We start from the raw sequence: 17549 nt of genomic DNA, 5'->3' as shown, positions 1-17549 counted from the left end.
TCTTAGTGCTTTAGTGCTCTATAAATATTGAGCAAGTGAATCATGGTAATTAAAAAAAGAGGAAGTAAACGTCATGGATCAAATCAAACTGGGTGCTAAATCGGCGCTTTCACATTCATGGCACAATCATTCAGACTCCTTCATGCCAATCAGGGCAATAACATCCCTTTTTGATGGCATCAAGCCATGTTTTGGTGGTTATTCTGTCAGCATTTTGCACTCTAACACCGCAAACCTGATGAAAGAGCACCCTGATGCACGGTTTACTAAAACACTCCATAAACCATTAAGTGCTTATAACATTAACATCCCGCTAGCCTGCGAGGGATCAACTCACTATGTTAAAAGCAAGGTAAATCAACTGCATGATCAAGGGCGAAGTCTTCAGGTTAAACTTGCTTTCAAGCAGGATGGCAGTATTGTTCAAATCCCCATGTATAACTCCGATAATTCCCGGTTCCCCATAAACCTTAATTGTAAAGTCCGTCGCTCTGATAATGACACCGTAGCACCAGGGAAAGAGATAGCCTGCCGTCATTTCGCTTGTGCTTATGCCAGAAGAGTGTTTGGTCGACGGAAGGATTTTCAAATAATAAGCACCCCTGAAAAAATACAGTCAACGTTTGCAAATACATCTGATCTTCTAAATGATGAATATTTTCGTCCAGATGGATTAGGAGAAGGCTCAATTACTGATAAACCCTATTTTGCTGATGGATATTATTTCCATAAGGGAAATTTTTCTGAGGCTCTTAAGAGGCTGGTAAAAAAGTACTGGAATATGTCAGTTGGCAATGAAAAGAACTTTTATTTTAAATCAAGAGACGATGGAATAACTGGCCACGCAATGGCCATTAGACTAAAGAAGCAGGATGGATGCATGAAAGTAATTCTTTACGATCCTAACGCTACACTCATGCACACAACATTCCTTCTTTCTGAACCAGATCTGGCTGCACACATTACCGGCGAAATTCTTAAAGCTAACAGTTTCTCGTATGGGGGGCTTATTAATATTGATGATGGGAAGAAATCTTCTGATGAATGTGATGTTCAGTGCTTTGGTGCTGCACCCTCCAGGTTTACTGATCGTTCAGTAATAGTAAAGGAGCATGTTAATCATCCTGAAGTGATAGCACGGTGGGACTTTTTTGAAGCAATTATTCAACAATTCCAACTGTAGACCCGCCTTTCACCACCCCTATCAGGAATACATCGACTCGTAAAAAATGCCCAAAATTTGAACGGTCGTCCACTGCCTTTCCTTCAAGCCGATCACATGTTCCTCCTGATTATTGACCGTTAATACACTAAGCCCCTGGAAACAGAAAAAACTCATTTAACAGATACCCTGCTAAAGCATCCTGCCTGCAACAGCAAACTTTACTTTTTCCTGAACAGAGCAACAACTGTGGAACTTATTAGCACTTTAGTACTCTAAATATATAGTGAGCAAATGGATCATGGTAATTAAAAAAGGGGGGGATCGCGCAATGGATCAAATCAAATTAGGTGTTCTGTCGGCACTTTCACATTCGTGGCACAATCATTCAGAATCCTTGATTTCGGTCAGGGCAATAACATCCCTTGTTAATGGCGTCAAGGCATGTTTTGGTGGTTATTCTGTCAGCATTTTGCACTCTACCAACACAAAACTGATGAAAGAACACCCTGATGCATGGTTTACAAAAAGGCTCCATAAACGATTAAGTGCTTATAATATTAACATCCCGCTAGCTTGCAAGAGATTAACAGACTATGTTGTCAACAAGGTAAATCAATTGCATGATCAAGGTCGAAGTCTTCAGGTTAAACTTGCTTTCAAGGAGGATGGCAGTTCTGTTCCAATCCCCATGTATAACTCCGATAATTCCTGGTTCCACAGAAACTTTAATTGTAAAGTCCGTCGCCATGATAATGACACCATAGCACCAGGGAAAAAGATAGCCTGTCATCATTTTGCTTTGGCTTATGCCAGAAGAGTGTTTGGTCGACGGAAGGATTTTGAAATAATAAACACCCGTGAAAAAATACAGTCAACTTTTGCAAATACATCTGATATTCTAAACGATGCAGATAAAGATTTTCGTTCAGATGGTTTAGCAGATGGCTCAATGACTGATAAACCCTATTTTGCTGATGGATACTATTTCCATAGTAATAATTTTTCTGAGGCTTTTACGAGGTTGATAGAAAAGTACTGGAATATGCCGGTTGGCAATGAAAAGAACTTTTATTTTCACACAGAAGGCTATGAAGAACATGGCCACGCAATGGCCATTAGATTAAAGAAGCAGGATGGATGCATGAAAGTGATTTTTTACGAACCTAACGCTACACTCATGCACAGAACGTTCCTTCTCTCGGAACCCGATCTGGCTGCACACACGACCAACGAAATTCTTCAAGCTAACCGTTTCTCATATGGGGCACTTATTAATATTGGTGATTGGAAGGAATCTTCTGATGAATGTGATGTTCAGTGCTTTGGTACCGTACCCTTCAGGTTTAATCATCGTAGTGTAATAGCAGACGGGCATGTTAATCATCCTGAAGTAATAGCACGGTGGGACTGGTTTAAAGCAATAATGCAAATGCAATCCAGCATTAACCTCAAGCTCAAGCAGGGTCAGTTCACCATGAATCTTGGCTTTTTTGATAGTGCGGTTACCCCGGCCACTCCCCGGTCATGACAGCAAACTTTACTTTTTCCTGAACAGAGCAACGGCTGCGGAATTTATTAGCACTTTAGTGCTCTAAATATATAGTGAGCAAATGGATCATGGTAATTAAAAAAGGGGGGGATCACGCAATGGATCAAATCAAACTGGGTGTTCAGTCGGCACTTTCACATTCATGGCACAATCATTCAGAATCCTTGATGTCAGTCAGGGCTATAACATCCCTTGTTAATGGCATCAAGGCATGTTTTGGTGGTTATTCTGTCAGCATTTTGCACTCTACCAACACAAAACTGATGAAAGAGCATCCTGATGCATGGTTTACTAAAGCACTCCATAAACCATTAAGTGCTTATAATATTAACATCCCGCTAGCCTGCGAGGGATCAACTCACTATGTTAAAAACAAGGTAAATCAGCTGCATGATCAAGGGCGAAGTCTTCAGGTTAAACTTGCCTTCCAGGAGGATGGTATTAGTGTTCCAATCCCCATCTATGACTCCGACAATTCCCAGTTCCCCACAAACCTTAATTGTGAAGTCCATCGCTCTGATAATGACACCATAGCACCAGGGAAAGAGATAGCCTGCCGTCATTTCGCTTGGGCTTATGCCAGAAGAGTCTTTGGTCGGCGGAAGGATTTTGAAATAATAAATACCCCAGAAAAAATACAGTTAACCTTTGCAAATACAGCTGATGATCCATTAAGAGAGTCATACTATCTTCCAGTTAGATTGGCAGATGGTCAAATGACTAAGAGATCCTGTTTTGCTGACTTGTATTATTTTCATAAAGGCAAGTTTGCAGAAGCTCTTACAAGGCTGGTAGAAAAGTACTGGAATATGTCGGATGGTGATGAAAAGAATTTTTTTTTCCGTTCCCGAGAACATGGAAGATTTTCTCACTCAATGGCCCTGAGATTAAAGAAGCAGAATGGATGCATGAAGGTTATTTTTTACGACCCTAACGCCACACTCAGGCACAAAACATTCCTTCTCTCGGAACCAGGTTTGGCTGCATATATCGCCGGTGAAGATCTTCAAGCCAGCTTCCTCTCTTATGGAGTGCTTATGAATATTGATGATAGGAAGAAATCTTATGATGAAAGTGATATCCGGAGCTTTGGTGGCTCACTGAAGAGTAATCATTTAATGATAGATCCCGGGCATGAGACTCATGCTGTATTAAGGGGATAGTGGAAATAAGTATTCGGAAAATAGTACTTTTGTTTCAGATAGGCAACTATACAGGCACTTGATATTATCCAAAGATTTATAAGGTAATTATAAATTTTTTGGCGATTTATAGAGGTTTGTTTTGAGTTGGGTTTCTGGTAAACACTGGGTGTTATTTAATTTTTCATTTAATTTGAACTTACTGGCAAGTTTGAACTCTAAGTAACTGGTTAGGTACTTATAGCTTTAAGAAAATTGATTATGATTGTTGATAATGAAAGGAATATCATGAAATGGATCAGATTAATCTTGGTGTTCAGTCGGCACTTTCACATTCCTGGCACAATCATTCAGAATCCTTGATGTCAGTCAGGGCTATAACATCCCTTGTTAATGGCATCAAGGCATGTTTTGGTGGTTATTCTGTCAGCATTTTGCACTCTACCAACACTAAACTGATGAAAGAGCATCCTGATGCATGGTTTACTAAAGCACTCCATAAACCATTAAGTGCTTATAATATTAACATCCCGCTAGCCTGCGAGGGATCAACTCACTATGTTAAAAACAAGGTAAATCAGCTGCATGATCAAGAGCGAAGTCTTCAGGTTAAACTTGCCTTCCAGGAAGATGGTATTAGTGTTCCAATCCCCATCTATGACTCCGACAATTCCCAGTTCCCCACAAACCTTAATTGTGAAGTCCATCGCTCTGATAATGACACCATAGCACCAGGGAAAGAGATAGCCTGCCGTCATTTCGCTTGGGCTTATGCCAGAAGAGTCTTTGGTTGGCAGAAGGATTTTGAAATAATAAACACCCCTGAAAAAATACAGTCAACTTTTGCCAATACATCTGATCTTCTAAATAATGTAGATGAAGATTTTCGTCCAGATGGTTTAGCAGATGACTCAATTACTGATAAAGCCTATTTTGCTGATGGATATTATTTCGATAATGAAAATTTTTCTGAGGCTTTTACGAGATTGATAAAAAAGTACTGGAATATATCGGTTGGCAATGAAAAGAACTTTTATTTTAATACGCGAGACGATGGAGTAACTGGCACGCAATGGCTATTAGATTAAAGAAGCAGGATGGATGCATGAAAGTGATTCTTTACAACCCTAACGCTACACTCATGCACAGAACATTCCTTCTTTCGGAACCTGATCTGGCTACACACACGACCAACGAAATTCTACAAGCTAACAGTTTCTCGTATGGGGCACTTATTAATATTGATGAAGGGAAGAAATCTTCTGATGAGTGTGATGTTCAGTGCTTTGGTGCCGGACCCTTCAGGCATACTCATCGTTGGGTAATAGCAGAGGGGCATGTTAAACATTCCGAAGTAATAGCACATTGGGGCTTGCTTAAAGCGATAATGCAAAGGCTATCCAGTATAAAACTCAAGCAGGGTCAGCCCGCCGAGAACCTTGACCCTTTTGATGGTGAAGCCCCGGCCACTTCCCGTCATGACAGCAAACTGCCTTACCATATAAGGTGACGTTGCTATAGACTCAAAGAACCAAGAAAAAAGAAACATCTGCCAGATAAACGGCAGGTCCTGGTTGGCGACAATTCGACTGATTTTGACACAGCGTTGATATGGCTTTCAATAGTTTAGGGCTATAGTCGTAGAGTAATATCCTCCTCGTGATATATCGTTATCATGATACTCTGAATTCCAGTTTTTAATCAGATGGTTGGGGTCACTTCGTATCCATAAAAAAGGTAAGTAGCCACCTGCGCGCTTGTACCACCTTATTTTTGCCTTATGTCCTTGGGCATCACTGACAACGAAATCGAACCAGGACTGATGCCATCCGCAGTAAAAAATTGACGAGGAATAGTATATATGTGTCACAGCCCAGGCTCTATTTCCCTTGAAACTAATATTATCCATAGGATTATCATCCATACACTTACCGTCATCCGTGTGCTTGGCCCAGTAGCTGTTATCTGTATTGCTTTTAAAATATAAATCAGCGGATTTTGCCTGTGCAGCCGAACAAATTACCAGTGCGACAATCAATACAGCACAGCGTACATATTCTTTCTGTATCATGATGTTGACTCCAAAGAACAAGTCATTGAGGCAATTTAGCATATAGTGATACAGAGGTATCAACCTACTGTGAACGCGGTTAAAAGGCATGTTAAGTCGTTTATGCCAAAAAAGTGTTTGGTCGGTGGAAAGATACTTTTAAAAAAACACCTCAAAAAAAATACACTTAACCGTTGCCAATATATCTGATTGTTGAGGAATCATCTAGCGATGACGCCTGGGCATGAGACTCATACTGTATTAAGAGGACGGAGGGAATGAGTATCGAAAAGTATTATTTTATTTGAACTTATTAGCACCTTTGAACTCTATAGGTTCAAGAAAATTGATCATGATTTTTAAAATGAAAGAGGTATCACGAATTGGATCAGATCAATCTTGGTGTTCTGTCGGCACTTTCACATTCATGGCACAGTCATTCAGACTCCTTACTGCCGGTCAGGGCCATAACATCCCTTGTTAATGGCATCAAGGCATATTTTGGTGGTTATTGTGTCAGCGCTTTGCACTGTATCACCACAAAACTGATGAAAGAACACCCTGATGCTTGGTTTACTAAAGCACTCCATAAACCATTAAGTGCTTATGATATTAACATCCCGCTAGCCTGCGAGAGATCAACTCACTATGTTAAAAACAAGGTAAATCAACTGCATGATCAAGGGCGAAGTCTTCAGGTTAAACTTGCTTTCCAGGAGGATGGCAGCACTGTTCCAATCCCCATGTATAACTCCGACAATTCCCAGTTCCCCATAAACCTTAATTGTAAAGTCCGTCGCTCTGATAATGACACCATAGCACCAGGTGAAGAGATAGCCTGCCGTCATTTCGCTTCGGCTTATGCCAGAAGAGTGTTTGGTCGGCGGAAGGATTTTGAAATAATAAACACCCCTGAAAAAATACAGTCAACATTTGCAAATACACCTGATCTTCCACTTGAAGAAGATGATTTTCGTCCAGATGGATTAGCAGAAGGCGCAATGACTGATAATCCCTATTTTGCTGATGGATATTATTTCCATAAGGAAAATTTTTCTGAGGCTCTTACGAGGCTGGTAAAAAAGTACTGGAATATGTCGGTTGGCAATGAAAAGAATTTTATTTTTAAAACACGAGACGATGGAGCAATTGGTCACTCAATGGCCATTAGACTAAAGAAGCAGGATGGATGCATGAAAGTTATTTTTTACGACCCTAACGCTACACTCATGCACAGAACATTCCTTCTCTCGGAACCCGATCTGGCCGCACACATTAACGGCGAAGATCTTCTAAGTTATTGTTTCTCGGTTGGGGCACTTATTAATATTGATGATGGGAAGAAATCTTCTGATGAATGTGATGTTCAATGCTTTGGTGCCGCACCCATCAAGTTGCCTCATCTTTTAGTAATAGCAACCGCGCATGTTAATCATCCCGAAGTAATAGCACGGTGGGACTGGTTTCAAGCAATGATGCAAAGGCTATCCAGTAAAAACCTCAAGCAGGATCAGACCGCCGAGAACCTTGGCCCTTTTGATAGCGGTTACCCCGGCCCCTCCCGGTCATGACAGCAATCTGTCTTACTATAGCGGGCGAAGGCTATGAATACCTGGCAGACTCGATCATTACCCAGAACAAACAGAACCCGCAAACCGAGACTCCTTTGACACACTGGAAGAAATACCAGCGTATCCTGCCTACAACAGCAAACTTTACTTTTTCCTGAACAGAGCAACAGCTGCGGAACTTATTAGCACTTTAGTGCTCTAAATATATAGTGAGCAAATGGATTATGGTCATTAAAAAAAGAGTGGAGGCACGTAATGGATCAAATCAAACTGGGTGTTCAGTCGGCACTTTCACATTCATGGCACAATCATTCAGAATCCTTGATGCCAGTCAGGGCCATGACATCCCTTGTTAATGGCATCAAGGCATATTTTGGTGGTTATTGTGTCAGCGCTTTGCACTGTATCACCACAAAACTGATGAAAGAACACCCTGATGCCTGGTTTACTAAAGCACTCCATAAACCATTAAGTGCTTATGATATTAACATCCCGCTAGCCTGCGAGAGATCAACTCACTATGTTAAAAACAAGGTAAATCAACTGCATGATCAAGGGCGAAGTCTTCAGGTTAAACTTGCTTTCCAGGAGGATGGCAGCACTGTTCCAATCCCCATGTATAACTCCGATAATTCCCAGTTACCTATAAACCTTAATTGTAAAGTCCGTCGCTCTGATAATGACACCATAGCACCAGGTGAAGAGATAGCCTGCCGTCATTTCACTTTGGCTTATGCCAGAAGAGTGTTTGGTCGACGGAAGGATTTTGAAATAATAAACACCCCTGAAAAAGTACAGTCAACTTTTGCAAATACATCTGATCTTCTACATGAAGAAGATTTTCGTCCAGATGGATTAGCAGAAGGCGAAATGACTGATAATCCCTATTTTGCTGATGGATATTATTTCCATAAGGAAAATTTTTCTGAGGCTCTTACGAGGCTGGTAAAAAAGTACTGGAATATCTCGGTTGGCAATGAAAAGAATTTTCATTTTAAAATACGAGACGATGGAGCAATTGGCCACTCAATGGCCATTAGACTAAAGAAGCAGGATGGATGCATGAAAGTTATTTTTTACGACCCTAACGCTACACTCATGCACAGAACATTCCTTCTCTCGGAACCCGATCTGGCTGCACACATTAACGGCGAAGATCTTCTAACTTATTGTTTCTCGGTTGGGGCACTTATTAATATTGATGATGGGAAGAAATCTTCTGATGAATGTGATGTTCAGTGCTTTGGTGCCGCACCCATCAACTTGCTTCATCTTTTAGTAATAGCAAAAGCGCATGTTGATCATCCCGAAGTAATAGCACGGTGGGACTGGTTTCGCTTCTCGTCTGATGACGCCATTGACACGCTGGAAGAAATGCCAGGCAGTTATAAGTGAGCGCATGAGAAAAGCGCTGAAGCGGATCAAGTCTGTGCCTGATCTGTCTGCCGATATTTATGAAGTAGTCGCCAAGAGTTTGTAATCTCTGCCTCTTTCTACCCTGCTGCCGAGTTGGAAGCAGGGCAAAACCCATTTAACAGATACCCTGTTAAGGCATCCTTCCTGCAAAGCAAACTCTACTTTTTCCTCAAAAGATCAACAGTGGTGGAACTTATTAATACTTTAATACTCTAAATATGTATTCAGCAAATGGAACATGGTAATTAAAAAAAAGACGGGGAATCACATAATGGATCAAATCCAACTAGATGTTCAGTCGGCACTTTCACATTCCTGGCACAGACATTCAGACTCCTGGATGCCAGTCAGGGCCATAACATCCCTTGTTAATGGCATTAAGGCATGTTTTGGTGGTTATTCTGTCAGTGCTTTGGGTTTCACCACAAAGCTGATGAAAGAATACCCTGATGCATGGTTTACTGAAGCACTCCAAAAACCATTAAGTGCTTATAACATTAACATTCCGCTGGCCTGCGAGAGATCAACTTGCTATGTTTTCAACAAGATAAAACAACTGCATGAAATAGGGCGAAGTCTTGAGGTTAAACTCGTTTTCAAGCAGGATGGTTCTATCGTTACAATTCCCATGTATAACTCTGATAATTGCTCGTTTCCAAAAAACCTTAATGGTGAAGTCTGCCGCTCTGACCATGACAAAATAGCACCTGGAGAAAAAATACTCTGTCGACATTTTGCCTGGGCTTATGCCAAAAATGTATTTGGCCGTGGGAAAGATACTTTTGAAAGAATAAATACCTCAGAAAAAATACAGTCAACCTTTGCAAATACATCTAATTTTCCATACGAAGCTGCAGACTATTATCAATATGGAATATTTGCTGATGGATATTATTTCCTTGAGGGAAAGTTTTCTGAGGCTCTTGCAGGGCTGGTAAAAAAGTATTGGAATATGTCGGCTGGCGAAGAAAAGAACTTTTATTTTCATTCACGAGGCGATGGAACATTTGACCACGCAATGGCCTTGAGATTAAAGAAGCAGGATGGATGCATGAAGGTTATTTTTTATGACCCTAACGCTACACTCATGCACAGAACAATCCTTCTCTCGGAACCAGATTTGGCTGCGCACATTACCGGCGAAGATCTTCAAGCCAGTCTCCTCTCTCATGGAGCACTGATTAATATTGATGATGGTAAGGAATTTCCTGATGAATGTGATACTCAGTGCTTTGGTGCCTCACCCAAAGTGATGAGTCATCATATAGTTTTAGCACCTGGGCATTATCCCGAAATAGCACGATGGCAAATGCGTGTCTTTAGATAGATCACCCTGCAGGTAATGGTTGAGTACTTATGGTTAATTAAAAAAAGGATAACAGCAACAGCTAATGGATCAAATAAATCTTGGTGTTCAGTCGGCACTTTCACATTCATGGCACAGTCATTCAAAATCCTTACTGCCAGTCAGGGCCATAACATCCCTTGTTAATGGCATTAAGGCATGTTTTGGTGGTTATTCTGTCAGTGCTTTGCGTTGTCTCACCACAAAGCTGATGAAAGAACACCCTGATGCATGGTTTACTGAAGCACTCCACAAACCATTAAGTGCTTACAACATTAACATCCCGCTAGCCTGCGAGAGATCAACTTGCTATGTTTCCAACAAGATAAAACAACTGCATGAAAAAGGGCGAAGCCTTCAGGTTAAACTTGTTTTCAAGCAGGATGGTTCTATCGTTCCTATTCCTATGTATAACTCCGACAATTCCTGGTTTCGAAAAAACCTCAATGGTCAAGTCTGCCGTTCTGACAATGACATTAGAGCACCTGGAGAAAAAATAGTCTGCCGACATTTTGCCTGGGCTTATGGCAAAAATGTATTTGGCCGTGGGAAAGATACTTTTGAAAGAATAAATACCTCAGAAAAAATACAGTCAACCTTTGCAAATACATCTAATTTTCCATACGAAGTAGTAAATTTTTCTAAATATGGAATATTTGCTGATGGATATTATTTTCTTGAGGGAAGGTTTTCTGAGGCTCTTGCAGGGCTGGTAAAAAAATATTGGAATTTGTCGGCTGGTGATGAAAAGAACTTTTATTTTCGTTCACAAAACGATGGCACAATTGACCACGCAATGGCCTTGAGATTAAAGAAACAGGATGGATGCATGAAGGTTATTTTTTATGACCCTAACGCTACACTCATGCACAGAACAATCCTTCTCTCGGAACCAGATTTGGCTGCACACATTACCGGCGACGATCTTCAAACCAGCTTCCTCTCTCATGGAGCACTGATTAATATTGATGATTTTAAGAGATTTTCTAATCAATGTGATGTTCAGTGCTTTGGTGCTTCGCCCAATGTGATGAGTCGTCATATAAAAATAGCAATTGGGCATTATCCCGAAATACCACGGCGGTAAATGCGTGCCTTTAGGTGAACCATTTAGGTGAAGATTTTGCTGGTTCCCATCGAATTAAGTACAAACGTATTGATGCTTGACTAATACACCTAATCACCTGAGTTAATTCGTGGTGATTGAGTGTCGCCCGGTTGAGTACTTAAGCTTCTTCAGATCAGAATAAGAAACTATCGGTATCCAACTCCCCAGAGGGAATTTCTGACCTGCTTTCACTAACAGGACGTTGATAGCTGGGCGTGATACAATCTGAGACCGCAGTTCCCCCCCGGCTATTGGAATGAAAATCGTCAAAAGAATCAACCTCCGGCCTCTCATAAGCTCCCATCCGAGAAAATTGATTAAAAGCTAAAAATTTTTCAGAAGGGGTTGTTTCGAATAACTTCTTATATTCAAAACCCTTTTTTTCCAGCTCCTGTTTCAATCTATCCCAGCTAAAAGATTTAGTAGATGGATCGAAAATGGTGCGAAGAGGCACGGAGTTATGTTCGTCATTGATGAAAATAGCGTTGTATCTCCATAAATCATGATGGAAGATGTATAGATCTGTGCTTAGGTCAAAAATGGCTGGATGCGTGTTTCTCAGGCTGAGAAATAACAAATCGGTTCGCATGTCTTCCAGAAGATTTTTGAAAGCAGCTTCCGGAGTTTTCGCTTTGTTAATATCTTCAGCCCAATAGGACAATTCTATCTCGGGCTGGTTGGGTTTGAGCTGCACAGAAAGGGCAATCGCTGGTTTCTCGTGAAGGTGTACGAATTGGTCTGTTACGCAATGTTTTTCATCATAATGCACATGAGCGGTTTTGTACTTTTTTTCAGCAAATGACTCACGGAGCCATTCAATAATTGGAGCATGGTTGTTCTCCAGAAAGTTTTCTGCCGCTTGATATGGGAAAGTTGCAAGAGGATAAGGGCAGAGCGCTTTCTTGCCGGAGCTAATGGAGGCATTGTCACCTACCACAGAACAAAGGTTATCAGCGCATTCCAGTGGCAAATTTTCTCTTAATGATGTGCTATTATCGTAAATTTTAATCGTTGAAGGACTGGCAAGATCCCTGCAATCAGGACAGGACTTTTTGTTTAATGTTTTAGTAAGGCATTCTGAGTGGTACACATGGAAGCATGGCAACAAGGATAATGGTTTGATTTCAGTATTGGTGAAAAGATCCAGGCAAATACTGCACTTACCTTGAAGAGCAGCTTCTACTCGCCGAGATGACTTTGTAGCTTGAAGTTGGTGTCCCTTAAAGTTTGCATTATTAGCTGGAGACGTTGATTCCGAAGTATGGGCTTTATTCTCAGGCATAGCGCATTTGGGCTGTGTGCCATTGCTGATGTTATTCATGTTGTACCTCACTTATCTTATTGGTTAATTTCATATCTTTGACTATTTCCACAAGAAAAAGTTCCTAACCGGGCATACAGGAGGTTTCGTTCTAATGGAGGTATCGCCGACTGTTGGGGGTTCATGTAGCCAAAATGCTTCTAACTGGCTGTTTTCGTTGATGAAAAATACAATTTTTCTTTTTTGAGGCAGTGTGTCGAAGAAAAGGTCATCAAACGGTTCCAAAGAACTGTGAACCAGAGGTTATATCGAGGCCCAATGACAATTTTATAGTGGCCTCTCAATGAAAGAGCTTTTTTCTATCATTTTCACAGTTCAGAACTCTTCTTTTCCCTGGTTTCAATGACCTCAATATTTTGAACTTCCGTTATAAACCCCACTCTAACAGATTTAATTAATTTTAAATGTCCTTTCTAAGGGAGGATAAATAATGACTTTGGAGCTGTGGGAAAATCAGGAATGTACCCTATTAAGAGCAATTTCAGCATACACGAACCAGTCTCGCGAACATTTGAGCAAACCCAACGGGAAGAAGCAGCAACGGGTGTCAGTGAAAGCAGGGAGGTTACTCTGGATCACAACAATAACTCTCCATTCTTTGAGTTGCCCGAATTGATACATTCAAAAATTATTCGCTGTCTGGGTTTACGTGATGTTATTCGTTTAGCAAAGGTATGCAGATATTTTCGTCATCGTGTTAAAAAAAATAAAGCGCTGGAAAGAGCATGGAATCGCCGTTTTCCTTCATCACACCAATATCAACTGAAGACCACTATTAAGACAAAAGGTGAGCATCAACTCCGTGATTGGTTGAAGCCGTTTGCAAATAAGGAGACCATTGAGCCGCTCATAAAACAACAAAAGAATATTCATTTTCCTACTCAGTTACTTTTCACCAACAGTAAACTGATGTCTCTATGTAAAAAATTCGAGTTAGTGGAAAAACTGGAAATTACCCATGGTGATAGTGTCCTTGAAGCCAATTTCAGCCCGGATGGCCAGCATCTGGCAACCGCCAGTCGCGATGAAACAGCGAAAATCTATGGTCTGGAGGATGATGGCTCGTGGAAACAAAAAGCCATTATTACACATAATGAATGGGTTAAATCAGCCATTTTTAGCCCCGATGGCCGCTATCTGATAACCGCCAGTCACGATCAAACAGCGAAAATCTATGGTCTCGAGGACGATGGCTCATGGGAAGAAAAAGCCATCATTACCCATAATAATCTCCTCCTTTCAGCCACCTTTATTGGTGACGGTCGCCGCGTAGTGACTGCCGCTCTTGGTGATTCGGTGAAAATCACTGGTCGGGGGAACAATGGATCATGGGAACTAGAGGACGCTTTTCATAAAGATACGACCTACTCGACCCTACTTAGCCCTGATGGCCATCACATGATAATTTTCAATCCTGCGAGTTTCGTTATTGAAATCCTTGGTCAGTCAGCTGCTGGATTATGGGCAGTAACATCTAGCATTCAAACAGAGCAGGGCGGAGTCGGCCCGGCCCAGTTCAGTGCCGATAGCTGCCATCTGGTCATCATCACTTTTGCTAGCACAGCGATAATCTGTGACCTACAGGCTGATGGATCGTGGAAAAAAATGGGCACAATCAAACATGATTTCTGGGTCAAATCAGCCAATTTCAGCGCGGACTGCCTCCATGTGGTGACTGCCAGTGACGATCATAAGGCGAAAATCCATAGCCAGAATGCTGGATCATGGAAAGAAAAAGCCTGCATTGTCCACGATAACAAGGTCTCCTCTGCAAACTTCAGTGCCGATTGCCAGCATGTGGTGACCGTCAGTGATGATGGCACGGCGAAAATCAGTAGCCTGCAGACCGATGGATCATGGAAACTAAAAGCCAACATTGTCCACCAGGATAAGGTTCTCTCGGCCAGCTTCAGTGCCGATGCTTGCCATGTGGTGACCGCCAGTATCGATGGTGTCGTAACAATTTATGGCCTGCAGGCCAATGGCTCATGGCTGCAAAAAGCCGCCATTCAAAAAAAGACAGAATTCACCGCAGCCAGCTTCAGCGCTGATAGCCGCAATGTGGTGACCGTCAGTCGAGATAACAAGGTGAGAATCACTGAACTACGCAAGAAGGATTGATGGTTGAATGAGCGTAGACAACTTTTTCGTATGTAAGGGCAGAATCTTTGTATTGTGTTTCCTTGTATTCTTTATTGGAAAAAACTGTGCTGTTGGATGATAAGCTTCTTGAAAGTAGATTTCCTGATTTTTCTTTGGGATGTGTGGTGATTGTATTTTGAGTTTTTTAATGGAACTTTTATTTCAAAATCGAATCCAATTTACAGCATCAATTTTGAATGCCCTCTTTAAACGGGGAGGTAGTAACTCAGGAGAAACCCAGCATGGACTCTAACGCTAACATTTCCAGCACAGTCGCTTCACTCTCGCTACAGCCTGTGAACACTCCAATAGAGAGAGAGTCGTCGGGTGTTAGTGCGAGCAGATCCATTGCTCTACCTGGTAAGGACATTGAGAAAACAGTTTCATTGCACTCTTTGCCCGAAGAATTACAAATCAAAATTTTTCGTTTGTTGGAGTTTCGGGATATTATCGGTTTACAACAGGTATCTTCTCACTTTAACAGTCTTATTAAAGATAATCATACCTTGGAAAAGGCATGGTATCGCCGGTTTTCTTTACCACACCAGGATCAATTAAAGAAAATCCTTCCGACAAAGGATAAAGAACAACTCCGTAATTGGCTGCGACCCTTTACGAAAGATGAAGCGTTAGTTGAATCACTCATCAATCACCGGGAGAAAGTTTATTTTCCTGCTTTGTTCTATTTCACCAAAGCTAGACTGATGTCTCAATACAAAAAGTATTATTTGGATACAGAAGCTGTCATTGCTCATAATGGCAGTCCGAACCTAATCGACTTTAGCACCGATGGCCGCCATTGGGTCACCAGCAGTATAAATGGCGAGGTGAAAATCATTGCTCAGAAGGGCGATGGGTCTTGGGAGCAAAGACTCACCCTTTCCCATGAAAACGGTCTCATATCAGCCGTCTTTAGTGCCAATGGCAAGCACTTGGTGACCGTCAGTGTGGATAAAACGGCGAAAATCTGTAGTCAGGGTGATGATGGGCGATGGGAAGAAAAACTCACCATTTCCCATTCACATTGCAGTTGGTCCTACTTAGCCACCTTCAGCGCCGATGGTCGTCATTTGGTGGTTGCCAGTAACTTTACTGCGGCGAAAATCTATGGTCAGGAAGTCGATGGATCATGGGTAGAAAAACTGACTCTTGCCCATAATCTGACAATCGCCTCAATCACCTTTAGCGCCGATAGTCGCCGAGTGGTGACGGCCAGTGTTGATAAAACTGCGAAAATCTATGTTCAGAAGAATGATGGTTCATGGGAAGAAGAAACCACTATTCCCCATGATGAATTTGTCGAATCCGCCATCTTTAGTGCTGATGATCAGCATCTGTTGACTGTCAGTCGAGATTACAAGGTAAAAATTCTCAGCCAGAAGCTCAATGGGTTATGGGTAGATAAAGTCACCATTCCCCATGACCGACTGATCAACTCGGCCACTTTCAGCACCGATGGTTACCGAGTGGTAACGGCCAGTGAGGATAATACGGTGAAAATCTATGGTCTGAAGACCGATGGAGCATGGGAAGAAGAAGCTAATATTTTCCATGATCACTGGGTCAACTCAGCCAGCTTTAGCCCTAACGGCCGCCATGTGGTGACCACCGATTGTAATAACACGGTGAAAATCTACGGTCATAAGGACGATGGATCATGGGAAGAAAAGCTCACTATTTTCCATGATAAAAATATTATCTCAGTCATCTTCAGCCCCGATGGTTGCCATGTCCTAAGCTGCTGTAAGTATGGTACCAGCAAAATCTCTGGCAAGAAGGCTGATGGATCATGGGTCGAAAAAGCCATCATTTGCTATAGAGATTCTTTTCGCCCAGCCGTTTTCAGTACCGATGGCCGCCATTTGCTTACTACCCATTTAGATGGAACGGCAAAGATTCATGGTCAGGAGATTGATGGATCATGGGTCGTAAAAGCCATCCTTTCCCATGATTGTTCGATCGAATTAGCCACTTTCAGCGCCGATGGTAACCATGTATTGACTTTCAGTAGTGATAATAGAGTGCGAATTAATAAACTACGGATGAGTGAATGATTGATTACTGTGATAAATAAAAGGGGCGCCATTCTGGTTGTGAAAGACAAAAAGACAAGCCTTCCTACAGAGGATAAAGAATAACTCCGTAATTGGCTGCAACCGCGTACGAAGCCATGAGCAAGACCTTCTTTAAGTCTTCATTCAAACCTTTGTTTTCTTGCAAACCCTGAAGAGTTGTATCAAGTACACCACCTGGCCCGGTCAATGGAGAATCGCTAGCAAAAGTACTTAAAAGATTAGACGGAGTATTGCCAACGCCGGCTTCTACCAAGTTCCATAATTGCCCTAAATATATCTTTCGGATCTGTCGGGTTAGTTTGACCTTCACTTAAAAGCACTGCTCTCATCATTCTAACTGACACAATCATTGTTGAAAGCCTGGATGATTCAAAAGCATTCAAAAGCATTCAAAAGCATTCAAAAGCATTCAAAAGCATTCAAAAGCATTGTATGGCTAGCTTCGATTTTTTTAAATGATATTGTTAAAGCTTTGTCATTCAATGAGATGAGGCGAGTAGCAGTTGAGAGGACTGTTGCCCTTGAATAACAAGGAAGTAAACATATTAATAACACTAAAATCGTATTTGTGAGTCTCATACTAAAGTGGTCTCAAATTTACATTACGATGAAAAAGTAGCATTGGATACCTGGAATAGCAAAGCACCTGAATCAAGTTCACCGTT

General features: G+C 41.6%; 15 protein-coding genes. 13 read left to right on the top strand and 2 right to left on the bottom strand.

Going from position 1 to position 17549, the window contains the following annotated elements; all coding sequences use genetic code 11:
• The first annotated feature begins 73 nt into the window (after positions 1–73).
• From ACOMG9_RS15875 to ACOMG9_RS15855, 5 genes are all read left to right on the top strand, one after another.
• Complete coding sequence (locus ACOMG9_RS15875; protein WP_448217610.1) at positions 74–1183, top strand: hypothetical protein; 1110 nt, start codon at positions 74–76, stop codon at positions 1181–1183.
• Positions 1184–1463: 280 nt separating this feature from the next.
• Positions 1464–2693, top strand: a complete 1230-nt coding sequence (locus tag ACOMG9_RS15870) for a hypothetical protein (RefSeq protein ID WP_448217609.1) — start codon at positions 1464–1466, stop codon at positions 2691–2693.
• 89 nt (positions 2694–2782) lie between these two features.
• Positions 2783–3877 (top strand): ShET2/EspL2 family type III secretion system effector toxin, encoded by a 1095-nt coding sequence (locus ACOMG9_RS15865; RefSeq protein WP_448217608.1) that lies wholly within the window; start codon positions 2783–2785, stop codon positions 3875–3877.
• Positions 3878–4149: 272 nt separating this feature from the next.
• Positions 4150–4944, top strand: a complete 795-nt coding sequence (locus ACOMG9_RS15860) for a hypothetical protein (RefSeq protein ID WP_448217607.1) — start codon at positions 4150–4152, stop codon at positions 4942–4944.
• Complete coding sequence (locus ACOMG9_RS15855) at positions 4929–5366, top strand: hypothetical protein (protein WP_448217606.1); 438 nt, start codon at positions 4929–4931, stop codon at positions 5364–5366. The genes ACOMG9_RS15860 and ACOMG9_RS15855 overlap by 16 nt, the downstream gene beginning before the upstream one ends.
• Positions 5367–5474: 108 nt before the next feature.
• Here ACOMG9_RS15855 and ACOMG9_RS15850 read toward each other — a convergent pair whose 3' ends face one another.
• Positions 5475–5927 (bottom strand): hypothetical protein, encoded by a 453-nt coding sequence (locus ACOMG9_RS15850; protein ID WP_448217605.1) that lies wholly within the window; start codon positions 5925–5927, stop codon positions 5475–5477.
• Between the two features lie 527 nt (positions 5928–6454).
• Here ACOMG9_RS15850 and ACOMG9_RS15845 point away from each other — a divergent pair.
• From ACOMG9_RS15845 to ACOMG9_RS15820, 6 genes are all read left to right on the top strand, one after another.
• A complete protein-coding gene (locus ACOMG9_RS15845; RefSeq protein ID WP_448217604.1) occupies positions 6455–7477 on the top strand; it encodes a hypothetical protein in 1023 nt (340 codons plus the stop codon).
• On the top strand, positions 7474–7635 hold the full coding sequence (locus ACOMG9_RS15840; protein ID WP_494529090.1) for a hypothetical protein: 162 nt from the start codon (positions 7474–7476) through the stop codon (positions 7633–7635). The genes ACOMG9_RS15845 and ACOMG9_RS15840 overlap by 4 nt, the downstream gene beginning before the upstream one ends.
• Positions 7636–7732: 97 nt before the next feature.
• Positions 7733–8872: a hypothetical protein gene (locus ACOMG9_RS15835; protein ID WP_448217603.1), complete on the top strand. Its 1140-nt coding sequence runs from the start codon at positions 7733–7735 to the stop codon at positions 8870–8872.
• Positions 8826–8957 (top strand): aminopeptidase N C-terminal domain-containing protein, encoded by a 132-nt coding sequence (locus tag ACOMG9_RS15830; protein WP_448217602.1) that lies wholly within the window; start codon positions 8826–8828, stop codon positions 8955–8957. The genes ACOMG9_RS15835 and ACOMG9_RS15830 overlap by 47 nt, the downstream gene beginning before the upstream one ends.
• Before the next feature lie 207 nt (positions 8958–9164).
• On the top strand, positions 9165–10220 hold the full coding sequence (locus ACOMG9_RS15825) for a ShET2/EspL2 family type III secretion system effector toxin (protein WP_494529089.1): 1056 nt from the start codon (positions 9165–9167) through the stop codon (positions 10218–10220).
• Positions 10221–10284: 64 nt separating this feature from the next.
• Positions 10285–11325, top strand: coding sequence for a ShET2/EspL2 family type III secretion system effector toxin (locus ACOMG9_RS15820; RefSeq protein WP_494529088.1), 1041 nt, complete (start codon positions 10285–10287; stop codon positions 11323–11325).
• A 154-nt stretch (positions 11326–11479) separates the two neighbouring features.
• On the opposite strand, the gene ACOMG9_RS15815 is transcribed toward ACOMG9_RS15820, so the two are convergent.
• Complete coding sequence (locus ACOMG9_RS15815) at positions 11480–12667, bottom strand: RING finger protein (RefSeq protein ID WP_448217599.1); 1188 nt, start codon at positions 12665–12667, stop codon at positions 11480–11482.
• 459 nt (positions 12668–13126) lie between these two features.
• Between ACOMG9_RS15815 and ACOMG9_RS15810 the strand changes: the two genes are divergently transcribed.
• A complete protein-coding gene (locus tag ACOMG9_RS15810) occupies positions 13127–14788 on the top strand; it encodes an F-box/WD repeat-containing protein (RefSeq protein ID WP_494529087.1) in 1662 nt (553 codons plus the stop codon).
• Between the two features lie 263 nt (positions 14789–15051).
• A complete protein-coding gene (locus tag ACOMG9_RS15805; RefSeq protein ID WP_448217596.1) occupies positions 15052–16863 on the top strand; it encodes an F-box/WD repeat-containing protein in 1812 nt (603 codons plus the stop codon).
• Positions 16864–17549: the final 686 nt, after the last annotated feature.

Source organism: Endozoicomonas sp. PH6C, from assembly GCF_059322965.1.
The sequence above is the reverse complement of the archived record's forward strand: the minus strand, read 5'-3'. Positions and strand labels throughout refer to the sequence as shown.

Excerpts from the sequence above, each read along its gene's own strand:
- ACOMG9_RS15875 (WP_448217610.1), top strand. The coding sequence starts at position 74 with ATGGATCAAATCAAACTGGGTGCTAAATCGGCGCTTTCACATTCATGG.
- ACOMG9_RS15870 (WP_448217609.1), top strand. The coding sequence starts at position 1,464 with ATGGTAATTAAAAAAGGGGGGGATCGCGCAATGGATCAAATCAAATTA.
- ACOMG9_RS15865 (WP_448217608.1), top strand. The coding sequence starts at position 2,783 with ATGGTAATTAAAAAAGGGGGGGATCACGCAATGGATCAAATCAAACTG.
- ACOMG9_RS15860 (WP_448217607.1), top strand. The coding sequence starts at position 4,150 with ATGGATCAGATTAATCTTGGTGTTCAGTCGGCACTTTCACATTCCTGG.
- ACOMG9_RS15855 (WP_448217606.1), top strand. The coding sequence starts at position 4,929 with ATGGCTATTAGATTAAAGAAGCAGGATGGATGCATGAAAGTGATTCTT.
- ACOMG9_RS15850 (WP_448217605.1), bottom strand. The coding sequence starts at position 5,927 with ATGATACAGAAAGAATATGTACGCTGTGCTGTATTGATTGTCGCACTG.
- ACOMG9_RS15845 (WP_448217604.1), top strand. The coding sequence starts at position 6,455 with ATGAAAGAACACCCTGATGCTTGGTTTACTAAAGCACTCCATAAACCA.
- ACOMG9_RS15840 (WP_494529090.1), top strand. The coding sequence starts at position 7,474 with ATGACAGCAATCTGTCTTACTATAGCGGGCGAAGGCTATGAATACCTG.
- ACOMG9_RS15835 (WP_448217603.1), top strand. The coding sequence starts at position 7,733 with ATGGATCAAATCAAACTGGGTGTTCAGTCGGCACTTTCACATTCATGG.
- ACOMG9_RS15830 (WP_448217602.1), top strand. The coding sequence starts at position 8,826 with ATGACGCCATTGACACGCTGGAAGAAATGCCAGGCAGTTATAAGTGAG.
- ACOMG9_RS15825 (WP_494529089.1), top strand. The coding sequence starts at position 9,165 with ATGGATCAAATCCAACTAGATGTTCAGTCGGCACTTTCACATTCCTGG.
- ACOMG9_RS15820 (WP_494529088.1), top strand. The coding sequence starts at position 10,285 with ATGGATCAAATAAATCTTGGTGTTCAGTCGGCACTTTCACATTCATGG.
- ACOMG9_RS15815 (WP_448217599.1), bottom strand. The coding sequence starts at position 12,667 with ATGAATAACATCAGCAATGGCACACAGCCCAAATGCGCTATGCCTGAG.
- ACOMG9_RS15810 (WP_494529087.1), top strand. The coding sequence starts at position 13,127 with ATGTACCCTATTAAGAGCAATTTCAGCATACACGAACCAGTCTCGCGA.
- ACOMG9_RS15805 (WP_448217596.1), top strand. The coding sequence starts at position 15,052 with ATGGACTCTAACGCTAACATTTCCAGCACAGTCGCTTCACTCTCGCTA.